General features: G+C 38.6%; 16 protein-coding genes, 1 rRNA gene and 1 pseudogene. 15 read left to right on the top strand and 3 right to left on the bottom strand.

The window, feature by feature from the left end; translation table 11 throughout:
• Positions 1–20 precede the first annotated feature (20 nt).
• On the top strand, positions 21–314 hold the full coding sequence (locus tag NF867_RS09975) for a DUF1330 domain-containing protein (RefSeq protein ID WP_252587693.1): 294 nt from the start codon (positions 21–23) through the stop codon (positions 312–314).
• Between the two features lie 6 nt (positions 315–320).
• Here NF867_RS09975 and NF867_RS09970 read toward each other — a convergent pair whose 3' ends face one another.
• Positions 321–2951: a DUF5916 domain-containing protein gene (locus NF867_RS09970; protein WP_252587692.1), complete on the bottom strand. Its 2631-nt coding sequence runs from the start codon at positions 2949–2951 to the stop codon at positions 321–323.
• A gap of 221 nt (positions 2952–3172) precedes the next feature.
• The gene (locus NF867_RS09965) at positions 3173–3613 is read right to left on the bottom strand and encodes an SRPBCC family protein (protein ID WP_252587691.1); all 441 of its coding nucleotides are present in this window, start codon (positions 3611–3613) and stop codon (positions 3173–3175) included.
• A 147-nt stretch (positions 3614–3760) separates the two neighbouring features.
• Between NF867_RS09965 and NF867_RS09960 the strand changes: the two genes are divergently transcribed.
• The 8 genes from NF867_RS09960 to NF867_RS09925 all read left to right on the top strand — a co-directional run bounded on the left by NF867_RS09960 (position 3761) and on the right by NF867_RS09925 (position 9627).
• Positions 3761–4432, top strand: coding sequence for a DUF1349 domain-containing protein (locus tag NF867_RS09960; RefSeq protein ID WP_252587690.1), 672 nt, complete (start codon positions 3761–3763; stop codon positions 4430–4432).
• Positions 4433–4528: 96 nt separating this feature from the next.
• Complete coding sequence (locus NF867_RS09955) at positions 4529–5035, top strand: hypothetical protein (RefSeq protein WP_252587689.1); 507 nt, start codon at positions 4529–4531, stop codon at positions 5033–5035.
• A 92-nt stretch (positions 5036–5127) separates the two neighbouring features.
• Positions 5128–5625, top strand: a complete 498-nt coding sequence (locus NF867_RS09950; RefSeq protein WP_252587688.1) for a DinB family protein — start codon at positions 5128–5130, stop codon at positions 5623–5625.
• Between the two features lie 100 nt (positions 5626–5725).
• On the top strand, positions 5726–6829 hold the full coding sequence (gene dinB / locus NF867_RS09945) for a DNA polymerase IV (protein WP_252587687.1): 1104 nt from the start codon (positions 5726–5728) through the stop codon (positions 6827–6829).
• A gap of 91 nt (positions 6830–6920) precedes the next feature.
• A complete protein-coding gene (locus tag NF867_RS09940) occupies positions 6921–7811 on the top strand; it encodes an archaemetzincin (RefSeq protein WP_252587686.1) in 891 nt (296 codons plus the stop codon).
• Positions 7812–7851: 40 nt separating this feature from the next.
• Positions 7852–8355 (top strand): GNAT family N-acetyltransferase, encoded by a 504-nt coding sequence (locus NF867_RS09935; protein WP_252587685.1) that lies wholly within the window; start codon positions 7852–7854, stop codon positions 8353–8355.
• The gene (locus NF867_RS09930; RefSeq protein ID WP_252587684.1) at positions 8355–9176 is read left to right on the top strand and encodes a helix-turn-helix transcriptional regulator; all 822 of its coding nucleotides are present in this window, start codon (positions 8355–8357) and stop codon (positions 9174–9176) included. Before NF867_RS09935 ends, NF867_RS09930 begins: the two co-directional genes overlap by 1 nt.
• Before the next feature lie 67 nt (positions 9177–9243).
• Positions 9244–9627 carry a VOC family protein gene (locus NF867_RS09925; protein WP_252587683.1) on the top strand — a complete coding sequence of 128 codons (384 nt, stop codon included), beginning with the start codon at positions 9244–9246 and terminating at the stop codon, positions 9625–9627.
• Between the two features lie 59 nt (positions 9628–9686).
• Here the strand turns inward: NF867_RS09925 and NF867_RS09920 are convergent, their stop codons facing one another.
• Positions 9687–10565 (bottom strand): ChbG/HpnK family deacetylase, encoded by an 879-nt coding sequence (locus NF867_RS09920; protein ID WP_252587682.1) that lies wholly within the window; start codon positions 10563–10565, stop codon positions 9687–9689.
• 112 nt (positions 10566–10677) lie between these two features.
• On the opposite strand from NF867_RS09920, the gene NF867_RS09915 reads away from it, so the two are divergent.
• The 6 genes and pseudogenes from NF867_RS09915 to NF867_RS09890 form a co-directional block, all read left to right on the top strand.
• On the top strand, positions 10678–11778 hold the full coding sequence (locus NF867_RS09915; protein ID WP_252587681.1) for a glycoside hydrolase family 18 protein: 1101 nt from the start codon (positions 10678–10680) through the stop codon (positions 11776–11778).
• 144 nt (positions 11779–11922) lie between these two features.
• Complete coding sequence (locus tag NF867_RS09910; RefSeq protein WP_252587680.1) at positions 11923–12972, top strand: c-type cytochrome; 1050 nt, start codon at positions 11923–11925, stop codon at positions 12970–12972.
• Between the two features lie 38 nt (positions 12973–13010).
• Positions 13011–13712: a twin-arginine translocation signal domain-containing protein gene (locus NF867_RS09905; RefSeq protein ID WP_252587679.1), complete on the top strand. Its 702-nt coding sequence runs from the start codon at positions 13011–13013 to the stop codon at positions 13710–13712.
• A 118-nt stretch (positions 13713–13830) separates the two neighbouring features.
• Complete coding sequence (locus tag NF867_RS09900) at positions 13831–14454, top strand: FMN-binding negative transcriptional regulator (RefSeq protein WP_252587678.1); 624 nt, start codon at positions 13831–13833, stop codon at positions 14452–14454.
• A 298-nt stretch (positions 14455–14752) separates the two neighbouring features.
• Positions 14753–14902: pseudogene (locus NF867_RS09895) on the top strand (glucuronyl hydrolase); the annotation flags it as partial.
• An 863-nt stretch (positions 14903–15765) separates the two neighbouring features.
• A 16S ribosomal RNA gene (locus NF867_RS09890) occupies positions 15766–16288 on the top strand; the annotation flags it as partial.

Below are 16288 nucleotides of genomic sequence, written 5' to 3'. Positions count from 1 at the left end.
AGTTAGAAAACATAGTTAATATGGCTGGATATATAATAGTTGATGTCGACATAAAAGACCCTGATTCATACAAAGAGTATGTGCAACTAACACCACAAACCATTGCCGCGTATGATGGCAGGTTTGTGGTGCGGGGAGGCCCTGTTGAATTGCTTGAAGGCGAATGGCCTTATGGTCGTATTGTTGTTCTGGAATTTCCAACTGTTGAACGTGCCAAAGAATGGTGGAGTTCAGTTGAGTACGCTCCGGCAAAAGATATACGCCAACGATCAGCCATAACTAAAATGATTTTGGTTGATGGTTTCAAGCCTTAATTGAGCCTACAACATAAACCGGTAAGTCGCTTTTAAAAAGAAAATATTTAACGGTTTGTTACCCAGTATCTGAGTATTTAAGCCTTCTGTTAAGCCTGTTTGAGGATTGCCATTTTCGGTGATTCCTTGTGACCAAACTGCATATATTTCAGAGCCTGGTATATACTCCCAGCGAATTACCAGGTTAGACCGAAACTGTATAAATGCATAATCAGGATTATTGACTTTATAGTCGGTGGTGCCATTTCCATCCTCATCAATCAAATAACTTTTTTCCGAATCATTGTAGGTAATCTGATTGGTGTTAAAGAAAGATACCCTATTGGCATAGTTGCTTTCGAGTGGGTTGGTGAGCCTGTTAAATTGCTGGTATCGGCCTCTTGAAATAAATGGTTGAGCATAATATTGGATGGTAAGATCGGGGTTAATGCTGTAATCAATGCGAAAGGAGGCACTTAACCCTTGCTGATCCATATTTGCCAATATGTAGCGCTGTTGTAAACCATAAAATGGTTGCCCCACATATTGCAGCTTATTTTTGTAAATAGAGTAAATGGGCGTAAATGAAAATGTGAAAGCATTTGTAGGTTGATAACCAATACCAGTATTAAACTCGGTATAAGAGGTTGACTTATGTTTGCCTTGGTTGTTGAGAATGGCACCATTAAACCTCAACTTTTTACGACTATCCGAAGCAAAGAAGAATGATTTGTAAAACTCCTCCGAATATCTCAGACGAGGCCCGCCTTGCAAAGCTGCGTTTGAATAGCTGAAAGGACTGTAAATGAATGACACGCCGGCGTTCCAATTGTTCTTAAATACAGCATCGGTACCCAAGCTTAACTGTAATTGGTTATAGTTCCCTTGAAAGTCAAATAAAGATAATTGCGAAACTCTTGAGTCGATGCGACGGAAAACGCCAACTGGTTTTAAGGTGCTGTAGGTCAATGTAGCTATTTGTCTGATATCATTTGCTGATCTTAAAAAGCCAATATCATTGAGTTCAAGCTCCGGTGATCGCCAGGTGCCTGATAAGGAATACCGCCAGTTTCCTTCACTGGCTTTTCCAATTTCAATGTTTCCACCACTTCCGGTTAGCGAAGTTCGGGTCGGGTCAGTAGAAAATCGACCTGCATCCGGTCGTTGAAACAAATGAACAATACTGGTTTGAGTAGAAGTAATGGCCGTTTTACTGCCCAAAACATGACTGAATATTGCATTCCCTTTCAAATAATATTTTCTGTTTTTCCAATTATGACCAAAATCAAACCCTCCAGAATAAGCTGCCGAATGTAAAGAACTGGCCGTAATTTCGTTCTGCTTGCGATTGGTTGCGGTAAAAACAGCGCCTATATAAGTGTTATGGTTATTGAGGTCTTTTTGTACGCGAGTAACAAAATAATTGGTGAGCGGTTCAACCAGTGATCTTCTTTTCGAATTAACTTCCTTAACATCTGCATATTCGGCACTGGTAAGACTTTCTAAGATGCCAAGTGACCATCCATTTTGAGTTTTTCCACTAACCTTTGCAGCACCTAATATTGAAGTGCTTTCAGGTAGATTTACATACGAATTGCCTGCTGTACTGGGGTATATTTGTGGATTTCTGCCAATTCTTCTTGAGTAAAAAAGATTATCCTGGTCACTGGCAAAGGCATAGTCGAAAATATTGCGGTTTTCAACAAAAAAAGGACGACGTTCCTGAAAGTAAATCTGAAAACCATCCAATGCGATTGCTGCCGGATCGGCCTCCACCTGGCCGAAATCAGGATTGATCGTCATGTTTAGGGTCAGTTCGTTGCTTAAACCTATTTTGGCATCCAAACCACCATTTAAATCCATTTCTTTTCCGGTTTTAAAAGGATTGCCAATTTGGGGTGGATAGGATTCAAATTTCGAAAGCAAAAACGGCTGTATTTCAGTTTGTCGGTGAGGTGATAGGCCTTTCAAGCCATGTAATTCGCCAAATTCGCTCACCCAACCTGGTGCGTCAAGTGGAGTTCTTTGCCATAATGAGCGCTCTTCCGTACGGAAATACCTGCGTGTAGATTGCAAACCCCAAACCTGGTTAGGTTCATTGCTGAATTTTAATTGGCTTAAAGGGATTTTAATTTCGGCGGTCCAACCTTCCTTATCAATGGCTGTTTTTAAATACCAGATCGGGTTCCAGTTTCCCTCCCATGTTTTGCCATTGTCGGAGATAAAACCATCACTTTTAACACCTGCTACTGAACCTGCAAACGAAAACGCAGTAAGCTGGTCGTGCAAACTGCTGATATTAATCTCGAGCCAATCTCCTTCAAAACCATCCCGACGAGATAATCTTTTTACAATTTCTTCAGGATTCTTATCATAACATCTAAACGCGAAATAGATATAATCTTTATCATAAATCACTTTAAACTTAGTTTGCTCAATTGGTGCAGTGTTTTCTTCAGGCGAGTATTCAATATAATCTCCTGTCCACTCTACCAGATCCCATGCTTTATCATTAATCTGGCCATCAATTACTGGCGCCGGAGTGGTGCCGATTGATTGAGTTGTATAGCTTTTTCTAGTGATGTTAGTTTTATTTTGTGTGTAACCTTTGGTTAATACAACACAAAAAATAGCAATCAGTATGAGTCTTAGTTTCATTTTTTAACCAGTAGTGCGATAATTTCAATTACTATGGCTAAACTATTTTATTATCCCATTAGGAGTGAGTAACTAATGCATACAACCGTTTTAGTAGTTTAAACAGCAGATAAGAATACTGATTGCTAAAAATAGAATGGTATAAAACAAACTTCTGTCTACTGCCAAATCAAACGCCTTGCAATAGACAGAAGTTAAACAATTGGGACTGATTATAAAGATTAGCCGTTTGTGGAACTGTTGTTTAAGTAGTTATTCAAGCTGGTTCCAATTATATAGGTCCAACCTTCAGCAAAGTTTTCTTGTTTTAAATTAGGGTTGTCACTCGGAAAGGTTTCCAAACCCGAATGAGTAAGTTTTAGTTTGGTTGATGCACCTTCGTTATAGAGTTCAAAAGTTACCAAAGAACTTCCTACATAGCCCTGATAATCCCATGAATAAGCTAATTTTTTTTGGGGGATAACTTCAGTTACTTGGCAAAGATGTACAAACTGTTCTTCCTCTGTTCCTCCAATAAATGAGAATTTAAAGCCTACTTCGGGTTTAAATTCGGCAAGGTCGAAATACCAATGCTTCATTTGCTCTTTATCGGTAATTGCTTCCCATACTTTTTGGACATCAACATTAAATGTTCGTTCAATTACAAAAGGTTCCTCTTTCATGGTATTAATCTTTAAGGTTGATTGATAATAATTGTTGTTTTATAAATAATTGATACGATTTCTGCGAGTAGAAAATTAAATAATCTGTTTGAATAATAGGGGTTATAGTCTATTTTTAAAAAAAATTAAAATCTCAACCCATACATTATGAAAAAAGCATTTGGTTTAAGTTTTTTATTACTTCTACTCATCTCATCACAACTCGTTTTTTCCCAAACACCAGCTATTAAAATTGCTGCCATTCCTGCAGAATTAAAATGGGAGGGCGCTCCTAAGCAATATGAAATAACTGCTAACGGAATTACAATTGAAGCAGGTAAAGAAACCGATCAATTCGTGTTTGTTGATGGCAAATATTACAATAATACAGCGCCAAAATTATTATTTCACCCTGATTCGAACTTTGTATTAAAAGCTAAAGTGTCTCCTGAGTTTAATGCAACCTATGATGGGGGAGCTGTTTTGATTTATAGTGATGATGCCAACTGGGCAAATTTGTTATTTGAGAAAAATGAGCGCAACACTTATGGCATTGTATCATCATTGGTTAAGAATAAAATTAGTGATGGAAATTACCATACTGAGACCACAAGTAATGAGGTTTATTTAAAAGTGGCCAAATCAGGTAAAATATTTAATTTCTATTATTCACTTGATGGACAAAAATGGATTCTTACTAGAACCTTTCCATATGAGAAAATGCAAAACCTGAGAATAGGATTTTATGCGCAGGCAGCCAAAGGCCCTTCCTGTAAGGTCCATTTCACCGAAATCTCTTACAATGGTAAAGGATTTAGTGATTTCTTTACCGGCGAATAATAGATTGAAATCAATTTGTTTTCGTTTATAAACCGCTGATAATTAGTTGTTATATTGTTTAAATAAACTTGAACAACTAATTATTTGCTTATCTGAATGGAAACATATCAACAATCATCTCCCGAACTTTCTTTTAACAACAAAGTCCTCAAAAGTATTCTCTTGGCAGGTTTTGTTGCCGGAACACTTGATCTACTTTCGGCCTTTACGGTTTATTGTGTTTTTGGGCCATCAACTGTTGAAAAGTTATTGCAGTACATTGCGAGTGGGCTTTATGGCGCAGATGCTTTTCGCGGTGGAACAGCCATGGCACTAGCGGGTACATTTTTTCACTACGTATTTGCGTTCTCTTGGGCCTTTATTTATTATATCTTCACACTCTACATTCCTTTTGCAAGGAATAACTTCGTTATAAGCGGATTGATCTACGGCTTTTTTGTTTGGCTATTTATGAACTTTGTGGTGGTACCTAATTCAAGTATCGCACAACCATCCACTGCTCCTACCTTTATTTCCCGTTTTATAAGTCTTAGCTGTATTCTGCTCTTTATTGGCTTACCGATTGCATTTATTATTTCCAGGTACTATAAGAGAAGATCCTAAACCTTGAATAATTTTAATTTCTAAAACCCTGTTGACATAGGGTTGTCATTAGGGCATTGCTTATTTGAATTAACAATTTAAAACGTACTACTATGACAGTAATTGAAAAGTTATTAAAAGAAATGGATGCCGAGTCGAAAACCACCCGTAAAATGCTTAGCCGTATTCCGAATGATAAATACGACTGGAAACCCCATGAAAAAAGCATGAGCATTCAGCAGTTGTCAACCCATATTGCCGAGTTGCCAACCTGGGTTTCAATGGCTGTAACAACCGACGAACTAGATTTTGCAAGCGCTCCTTACGAACCGAAAAAGATTTCTAATACCGATGATCTGCTTAAACTCTTTGAAGAATCGTTGGCAGATGGTAAGGAACATCTTCAAAAAACAAATGAAGAAATTTTGGGTCAAAATTGGACCTTAAGAAACGGTGATGAGATTTATTCAACTTCAACAAAAGAGGAAGTTATAAGAATGACCTTTTGCCAGATTGTGCATCACCGGGCACAGTTAGGGGTTTATTTAAGACTGTTAGATATTCCTATTCCAGGAAGCTATGGTCCAAGTGCCGATGACCAAAGTTTTTAACCAAGCTAAAAGCCCATTTGCAAGAAACGTCAAATGGGTTTTTACTTTAATTACACTATAACTTCTAATTTTGATTTGCGTTAACTCGTAAAACTGAAGTATGACAACGGATTCCGGAAATTTGCGAAAGATCATTCATATTGATATGGATGCTTTTTATGCTTCGGTTGAGCAGCGCGATAATCCGGAGTATAAAGGTAAACCAATAGTAGTGGGAGGTTTACCACAGGGAAGGGGAGGTGTGGTTGCTACCGCAAGTTATGAGGCTCGTAAATTTGGAATACGCTCGGCAATGCCCTCTAAAAAAGCGCAGCAATTGTGTCCTCACGCTATTTTTGTACTTCCCCGTTTTGCAGTTTATAAAGAAGTTTCGGTTAAGATCAGGGAAATTTTTAGTCGTTATACCGACTTAATTGAGCCCCTTTCGCTGGATGAAGCTTATCTCGACGTTACTGATGATAAATTGGGCATAGGCTCTGCCATTGAAATTGCTACTCAAATTAGAAATGCCATTAAAAGTGAATTGAACCTAACTGCTTCGGCGGGCGTTTCCATCAATAAGTTTGTTGCTAAAACAGCTTCCGACATAAATAAACCGGATGGATTGACCTTTATTGGCCCTTCAAAAATTGAGTCATTTATGGAAAATCTTCCCGTAGAGAAGTTTTTTGGCGTTGGTAAAGTAACAGCCGAAAAGATGAAACGGTTGAACATTCATACAGGGGCCGACCTTAAAAAGTTAACGGAAGAGCAATTAAGCTTGCATTTTGGGAAAATTGGACGATTCTTTTACAAAATTGTAAGAGGCATTGATGAGCGGCCTGTTCAGCCTAATCGCGAAACTAAATCCTTGGGCGCCGAAGATACTTTTTCGCATGATCTAACATCTATAGAAGAAATGTTTGAGCAATTGGATAAAATTGCCTTAACTGTTTATAACCGGCTGCAACGATACCAACTAAAAGGGCGAACCATCACCTTGAAAATAAAATACAGTGATTTCAAACAGATAACACGCAATCATTCCTTTGCCAGCGGAATAAGTGATTTGTCAACCATTGCTGAAACTGCTAAAGAACTTCTTTCAAAAACTTTTTCTGAAGATCAAAAAATCAGACTGCTGGGTATTTCATTATCAAACTTTGGAGAAATTGCTCCATCTACTAATCGTTTTTTTGATACTTCTCAATTGGAACTTTTCTAAGGATTTTCGGTTTATTTGAAATTACATATAAAATCAATAACCTTGCTTTAGTGCCTATTTACCTCTCTCATTCATTCAATTCAAAAATCGTATGAGAAGAACCATCTGCCTTTTATTACTTACTCTTTTTTCTTGCGTTAGGGCGGTCGAAACTAATGACGAAATTATTGATCAGATTGAAGAGAATGACCAGGAATTGCCAGTACCGAAACCTGGTGATTGGCTTTACAAATACAAAGAAAAGGGGCAAACTGTTGAGCAATACATTCAAACTAATCCGGTTAAGCCTACAAATATCAGGACGGTGCTATATCTTCAGCCCATTGGTTCATTTTCGAACAATCAAAAACAAATAATTGATTACACAGCCGATTATTTGACTGTTTTCTTTGGAATGAAAACTAAGGTTTTGCCGTTGCAAAGTGCTGAAATGATACCAGCTTCGAGTAGGAGAGTTCGAGAAAATGGCGGAGATCAACTACTCGCTCCCTATATTTTGGATAGTGTTTTAGTCCCTCATCTACCCGAAGATGCATTAGTAGTAATGGCTGTAACCTCCAATGATTTGTACCCGGCACCTTCATGGAATTATGTATTTGGTCTGGCTTCTTATAAAAAGCGAGTGGGAGTTTCTTCAATCTATCGCTATGCAGACAAACAATTAAATAAAGCAAATTATCCTCAATGCCTCGAAAGACTTATCAAAACTTCATCGCATGAAATTGGACATATGTTTTCGTTAACACATTGCACAAATGCAGTTTGCGTGATGAATGGAGTGAACAGTTTGCAAGAGTCGGATTTGGCGCCCAATAGGTTATGCTCTGAATGTTTGCAAAAGCTTCAATGGAATTTAAAGTTTTCTTATGAGTCAAGGTTTTTGGCTTTAAGGGCTTTCTTCAAAAAGCATAAACTTACCAGAGATTACGAGATTGTTTCGAAGGACATTTGCCTTACTAATGAGGATGAATGTGAGAATTGATTAATGAACACAGGGAGTTAAATTCCTTATCTTTAATAGGATGTTAAAGGTTTTTACGGATAACGATTTTGATCAGCTGAAGAGCTGGATTACTGACGCGGAAATACTCTTTCAGTTTGCCGGATCGGAATTTACATTTCCAATCTCAAAGGATCAGCTTATTAAATATTCGGTAAAAAATCCTGATAGGAAATTTTACATGGGATATTTGGATAATGGGGTTGCTTATGCTTTTGGCGAAATAATCCCCCAGGAAAATAATAGCTATCGTTTGGGTCGTTTGTTAGTGGGTAATCCTAACGAAAGAGGTAAAGGTTTGGGCAGTCGGTTTGTTAATGAGCTGGTTGATGAATGCAAACATTGCTATAATGCCAGTGGAATCGATCTGTATGTTTGGGAAGGCAATAAGGCGGCTATTAAATGCTATCAAAAGGTGGGCTTTGCTTTTACTAATGATGCGCCATTCTCCATATTTTTCAATAGGAAGGAGTTTGTGATTAACAAAATGACTTTGAACTCATTGATCAATAATCAACTATCTTAATGCATGCTCCAACCCGATATTACACCATTTCGCCTCCTGTTGAACTGACTAATTATGTTCGTTTCTTCTGGGTTTTTGAAATGGATTTGCCTCCACAGCAGGAATATGTTTATCGCTCATTAGCCGACAGCTGTGCCGAAATGGTATTTCATTATAAGGGTTTGTTTACATCTGCTGACGACCTTACCGATCGCACAAAAGTGTATTCAATGATTCATGCTCAAACAAATAATTACCGGAGGTTTGTCACTCAGGGCTCATTCGGAATATTTGGCGTTTACCTGTTTCCATTTTCAATTCCTCGTTTATTGTCCATCGCCAGTAATGAATTGACTAATCAAATACCTGATCTTAAAAGCTTATTGGGTCAAAGCGGAGTGGATTTGGAAGAGAAAATGATGCTTGCCCTTGATAATACTGCACGGGTAAAAATAGTTTCTGAATTTCTTATAAACAGATTACAACAACAGCGAAAGGCTCCTGCCATTATTCAGCAAGCAATTGTGGAAGCCATCAGAAAAGAAGGCAAAATCAATATTGGGGAGTTTCCGGATCAGTTTTTTCTCTCTACCCGTCAATTCGAAAGGCAGTTTAAAGAAAATGCGGGCTTCAGCTTAAAAACGTACAGCCGGATCTTACGCTTCCATTCGGCACTGAAGGAGTTTGGGGATAAACAGATTTCGTTAACTGAATTAGCACTTAATTGTGGCTATTATGATCAGTCGCACTTCGTGAACGATTTTAAGTCGTTTTCAGGTTATACCCCTGGACAATATTTTAAAGGTTTCGCTGAAGGAACTGAATATAGACAGGCTGATTAATTTTGTCGTTTTCTTCCAATTTTATACACTTTAATGCTTCTACCTTAGCTATATAAAATAGATAACCATGAAAACAGTACAAATTCCTGAGGGCTATCAGCAAGTAATGGTTTACTTGATTTTGCCCGATGCAGAAGGCTTCATGAAGTTTACTCAACACGTATTTGATGCGAAAGAAAAATTCAAAATGCTTGATGACAATCAAAAGATCAGGCATGCTGAAGTATTCATAGGCGATAGTGTGATCATGTTCGCTAATAGCACTGATCAATATCCACCACAGACTTCCGGTTTATTTATTTATGTGGATGATACTGACCAACGATATAAAAGGGCATTAGACGCAGGTGCAAAATCGATAATGGAACCCGCTAACCAGGAATATGGCCGCAGTTGCGGTGTGCTCGATTCGAACGGAAACAGTTGGTGGATAACTTCTGTGATTGAATAATTTTAGAAAACATGGTTTTCTTCTAATGATAAAATAGAGAAGAAACTATCTATATAAGCTTAAAACGGAGACTTCATGTTCGCTAAACCAATCGATTTAATAAGGTCTTTATAGGTAATCAATTGAACATTTCCGCTTTTTATCAAATCCTGAAATTCTTTTGAAAGCAATAAGGATAACTCAGTAGTACGATGAATGGCCACAATAGGCTCGTTGTTCACCGCTTGCATATCCGGACTATTCATATCAATCAAAGCTTCCATTTCAGGGTCACGTTTGGCAACATGAAACACCATTAGGTTCACTTTTGATGGGTTTAACTCTTTCAAATGCTGAAATAAGGCATCCTTTTTCTTGTCCACTGGTATTTCAAACATGGTTTTATATTGTTCGCCCATATAGTGGGAGATGCCTAATCCATATTTTTTAGCCAGTTTTTCAACAGTAGCTCTTAGTTCAGGTGTTGCTAATGCGGTTCCCATATGAAAGTCTACATAGTCGATTTTCAACCCCGATCTTAATGCACGTTCAATTTGAGCGGATAGTTCTTTTTCAACATCTTTAAGGGCATATTTACTGGCTAAAAATTGAGCAGTTGAAGAATAGAAGTAACCATTCGAATCTACCAGGCTCGGAACAGCCGATCTGCCGGCAACAGGCCCCCAACGATAGTATTTCCATTCAGCGTTTAACGTTAAATGTACGCCAACTGAAATCATTGGATATTTTTTCAGAATTTCAACCGTTTCCTGATACCAAGGACAAGCAAACATAACCGAAGTTGAGAATGGAATACCTGTTTCAGCAACTTCTTTTATAGCAGTGTTTACTGAATGGTTCATTCCATTATCATCTAATCTTAACAAAAGCTTCGGTGTTTGAGCATAGGAGTAAAATGTTAACAAACAAAGAATAAGTAGATTTAATAGCTTTTTCATAACGATTTTATTACTAATTGAATTTAAAAACATTTTATTAAATAATTACATTTACAAAAAATAATTAAAAACTATAGTAAAGTTTTAACCCAACCTTTTCTTTTTTGAAATTATGATACTATCTAAAGCCAAGTTTCTTGTAACCTGTTTTGCCTTGTTAAGCATTAGCTTATTAGGGTATTCACAAGCAAAAAAAGATTTTAAAGTAATCGCCTATTTTTGGGGTAGTGCCGATGAGGCTAAACAAATACAGGCCGAAAAAATCACCCATGTTATTTTTAGCTTTTGCCATTTGAAAGGAAACAAGCTGAACGTCGATAGAGAAGCGGATACAGCCACAATTCAGGAGTTGGTTGCGCTTAAACAAAGAAATCCAAAGCTAAGGGTTCTTTTATCATTAGGTGGTTGGGAAGGTTGTCCAACCTGCTCCGATGCTTTCTCAACAGCTGCCGGCCGGACTGAGTTTGCTCAATCCGTTAAGCAATTAAGCGACTTCTTTAAAACGGATGGGATTGATTTAGATTGGGAGTATCCTGCAATAGAGGGGCCTCCGGGGCATAAATTTACTCCTGAAGATAAACCGAACTTTACGGCCCTGGTTACAGAATTACGAAAGGTTTTAGGAAAGAAAATGTCGATATCATTTGCTGCAGGAGGTTTTCAAAAGGCCATTGAAGAGTCAATTGATTGGAAATCGGCTATGCCTCAGGTTGATTTCGTAAACCTGATGAGTTATGACTTAGTAAATGGTTACTCGGTTAAAACTGGGCATCATACGGCTTTATACTCGTCACCTCAACAAAAAGAATCAACCGACAACGCTGTTACCTATCTTTTAAATCATGGAGTACCTTCAAAGCAAATTGTTATTGGCGCTGCTTTTTATGGCCGTATGTGGGAAAACGTGCCTATGACCGAGAATGGTCTATATCAATCAGGTAAGTTTAAAACAGGATTTTCATACGAAAAAATTGCAGGCGAATTGCTTAAGGATAAGGATTTCACATACTATTGGGACGATACCGCCAAAGCTCCGTATTTATATAATGCTAAATTAATGCAATATCTTACCTATGATGATAAAAAATCGATTGAACTAAAAACTCAATATGCAATTGACAAAAAGTTGGGTGGAATTATGTTTTGGGAGATTAAAGAGGATGCAAAACAGGACGGCTTATTAGATGTGATTGATAGCGTTAAAAAGAGGTAATTCCCTCAATCGAAAAAGTAATATAAAAGAGGAGATTCAGTAGGATTTCCTCTTTTCTTTTTTATAAATGACTATTAAGGTGTTAATTATTAGTAATTTAGATAATTGTTAAAAATCAGATGGCCTGCTTTGTGCCTTTAAAGCATGCTTAACAGAAACCTACCCCGGCATCTTGAGTTCGGAAAAGATAAAAACCTTTTTCGGGGAAACAATACGTTTATCACTTCCTTTATTCTTATTCATTTAATCTATTTTTTAGTTGCTTGTAATCCTAATAGTGCCGGGAATACTACTCAAAGTGGATCTGATTCATCCACTCAGAGAAAAACCGACGCTTCATTGACAAAGAAAGTTTGGGTAGCTCCTGATACGCTTTCAATTCCAACAGATGATTCCGGTAAGATGGTTCATTATGGTCGTGAATTGATCATGCATACAGCAAAATACCTTGGTCCCAGAGGAAGTGTTATGCAGATTACTAATGGCATGAACTGCCAGAATTGTCATTTGGCTGCAGGTACTAAGCCTTTTGGGAATAATTATAGCGCCGTCGCATCCACTTACCCTAAATTCAGAGCCCGTTCCGGTTCTATCGAATCCATTGAAAAAAGAATAAATGATTGTATTGAACGTAGCTTGAACGGAAGGAAATTGGATGATAATAGTAAAGAGCTTAGGGCGATTGTAATCTATATGAAATGGTTAGGTCAGAATGTGAAGAGGGGAGAAACTCCAAAAGGAGCGGGTTTGTATAATCTTTCCTATATCGATAGAGCGGCTGATACTTTGAAAGGGAGAATGGTATATGTTCAGCAATGTTTACGTTGCCACGGAGTTAACGGTGAAGGAAAATTATACGCGGATAAGATCGCTTATGAATATCCTCCATTATGGGGTAAAAACAGTTATAACATTGGTGCCGGTTTGTATCGCTTGAGCCGCTTTGCATCTTATATAAAAGCCAACATGCCGTATGGAACCAATTATAAGCAACCGGTGCTAACTGACGAAGAAGCCTGGGACGTGGCGGCTTTTGTTAACAGCCAACAACGCCCAATAAAAAATTATACTACAGATTGGCCCGACAAGGCACAAAAGCCCATTGATTATCCGTTTGGCCCTTATGCAGATAACTTTTCAGAAAATGAGCATAAGTATGGTCCTTTTAAACCGATGATTGCCAGTAAAAAATGATTCTGTTTAACCAATTATAAACCCTAAAATCAAGTATTATGGAACCATTTGAATTTAATCAACCTACACCAAGACGAAACTTTCTTGGAATTTTGGCCGCCGGTGCTGCAACTTTAGGACTGAGTTCATGGATTAAGCCGCTCGTAGCTCCTGCTGAATTATTAGCCGATAATTCAAAAGTTGGTGATGCTGATGCCTGGTTCAATCAAATAAAAGGTAAGCATAAGATTGTTTTTGATGTTACTGAACCGAATGATATTTTACCTTTTGCCTGGCCAAAAGTGTTTTTGTTAACCAACGAAAAAACAGGAACTCCTACTAAAGAATGCGGGGTTGTTGTCATTCTTCGACATGGAGCTATTCCTTTTGCTATGGAAAACCGATTATGGGAAAAATATAAGTTTGGTGAAGTTTTTAAATATGATGATCCTGTAAGCAAGGCTGCTTCAGTTCGAAATCCTTTTTGGCAACCCAAGCCAGATGATTTCAAGGTTCCTGGTATAGGAGCCGTAAGCATTGGTATCAATGATCTGCAGCAAAGTGGTGTCATGTTCTGTGTTTGTGATATGGCCTTGACTGTTTACAGTGCAGTGGTGGCTCAAGGCATGAGTTTGGATGCAGCAGAGGTGAAAAAAGATTGGCTTTCTGGTGTTCTGCCTGGGGTCATGGTGGTTCCGTCGGGAGTATGGGCAGTTGGTCGTGCTCAGGAACACGGATGTGCCTATTGCTTTGCCGGTTAATGATTGTTAGTAGGGAATCAAAAGTGAACAGTTAAGATTTCCGGAACAAAGGTTTTGTGTGTTATCTAGAATTAAATCTCCATTGTAATTTCTAAATTCGGAGATTGCTTAGAGAAATATGTACACTCCAAAAAATTACAGGAACGATAACACGGAAGAAATCTACGAATTTATTCGCCAAAATAGCTTTGGGATAATGGTAAGCCATGTCAATAATCGGCCATGGGCTACTCATATTCCTTTGTACCTAAATATTGATGATAAAGGTGCGGTAACGCTTTCAGGTCATATTTCAAAAGTCAACCCGCAATGGAAGGAATTCAATGCAGAAGAAGTGGTGTTGGTGATTTTCCAGGGAGCTCATACTTACATTTCGCCTTCATGGTACGATCACGAAAATGTTCCAACCTGGAACTATTTGGCAGTTCATGTTTACGGAACAATTAAACTCATAGAAGGAGAAGAACTGTACGATTCCCTTTCTAAACTGGTTGATAAATATGAAGTAGACTCACAGAATCCGGTTTCGCTCCACACTATGTCCCAAGAAATGGTTCGCAAGGAAATGAAAGGAATCATCGGTTTTGAAATCGAAGTGAAAGAGATACAGACTACCTATAAGCTTTCTCAAAATCGAAATAAGCACAATCATTCACTAATTATTGATCAATTGGAAAAGAAATCAGATGATAATGCTTGCCAAATTGCTCAGGAGATGCGTAAAAGAGTTCCCGAAAAATAACCTACATCTATAATAATAACAAATAATTTCTGTCCCTCAATGAAAACCAAACTTTGTTTGATGATTAATTTAATGCTTATTCAGTTTGCAGTTTATGCTCTCTATTTATGAGTATACCCATGATAAACAGTTACTAGAAGAGGCAAAAAAAACGATTAAACATTCTTGAGAAGGAAAAATATTTTACAGGGCACCATGATTTAGGGTTTATGATGGTTTGCAGTTTGGGTAATGCATATCGTTTAACTGGTAACCCCTCCTATAAATTAACTATTGACACAGCTACTGCATTTCTGATTACAGAGCCCGCGCCGGAGAAAATGGAGGTTTTATTCTTAAGCGCAGTGTCTGGTCAATTCCTCATAAATCTGAGGTTGATGTTCAGTTAACCTATGCCGATTACTATTTCTTTGAAGCATTGCTTCGATATAAGAAGTGGTATTTATAGGAGGAACGCACTATTTATATAGTATAATAGATAAGCAAACACCAGTTCCGTTTCTGTCAAGATCCATCGGTCCTGCTTTGCGTTGCAAGCCTTTTGCCCTTGCTGGGGAGCCTTCGCACCAGGGCTTTTCACTGCAATCAGGTTTAGTTAGGCAGCTGCCGACGCCCTGTAGTCCCCGGTTAAATGGCCGAATGTCACTTTTTCTCCCACACCTTCAGCCCTTTAGGGATGCCATTGCATAAAAAGGTAAAAAGAGTTTGGCGGGGGATGGAAAGTTTCTACCTTTGCACTCCGCAATCGGAAGGAGGGCGGCAGGAATTGAAAGGGTGGTTTACAGGCAGGAGCAGGGGAAAAGAGCAGCGGGAGCCGGTAAATAAAAGGTTGAAACGAAGCTGAAATTATTTTAAAATAAATTTGGCAAAAGCGAAAAAAGTTTTCACCTTTGCACTCCAGAAACGACGGGGTTTAGGTGAGTAAGTCATCGAGGCGAAGAGATTGAAAAACTGGCATAGCGATAAGGAGAAAGCAGAAAGGCGAGAAAAAAATAAAAAATAATTCTTGCGAAAACAAAAAAGAAGCTTACCTTTGCAGCCCCGCTGAGACGGAAGGTCGGAAGCGAAAAAAGAAAGCAGGATAAAGAGGACGCCGAAAGGCAAACAGGTTCGATTCCTGAAGTATCCACGAAGGATTAACCAAGGGGTTAGTCAAAAAGTTCTTTGAAGAGATGAGAATAGCGCAGCGCGAGAATGTAGCGATACATGATCAAGCTAAGAATAACTGTCAATCCAAGAGACAATGTCGAGTTGAGCGATCAACGAGACACCTGTTCCGAGAGATCGGAACAAGGAACAAACTTAAAATATACAATGGAGAGTTTGATCCTGGCTCAGGATGAACGCTAGCGGCAGGCCTAATACATGCAAGTCGAACGAGATTTAGGACTTCGGTTCTGATGAAAGTGGCGCACGGGTGCGTAACACGTATGCAACCTACCTTCAATTGGGGGATAGCCTTCCGAAAGGGAGATTAATACCGCATAAAACAGCAGAATGGCATCATTTAACTGTTAAAACTTAGGTGATTGAAGATGGGCATGCGTTGCATTAGCTAGTTGGTAAGGTAACGGCTTACCAAGGCTACGATGCATAGGGGATCTGAGAGGATGGTCCCCCACACTGGTACTGAGATACGGACCAGACTCCTACGGGAGGCAGCAGTAAGGAATATTGGTCAATGGAGGGAACTCTGAACCAGCCATGCCGCGTGCAGGATGACGGCCCTATGGGTTGTAAACTGCTTTTGTCGGGGAATAAACCACGTTACGTGTAGCGTGTTGAAGGTACCCGAAGAATAAGGATCGGCTAACTCCGTGCCAGCAGCCGCGGT

The organism is Solitalea agri (genome assembly GCF_023914155.1).
Lineage (GTDB): Bacteria > Bacteroidota > Bacteroidia > Sphingobacteriales > Sphingobacteriaceae > Solitalea > Solitalea agri.
Note: the sequence above shows the minus strand (reverse complement) of the source record. Positions and strands in the feature narration are given on the sequence as shown.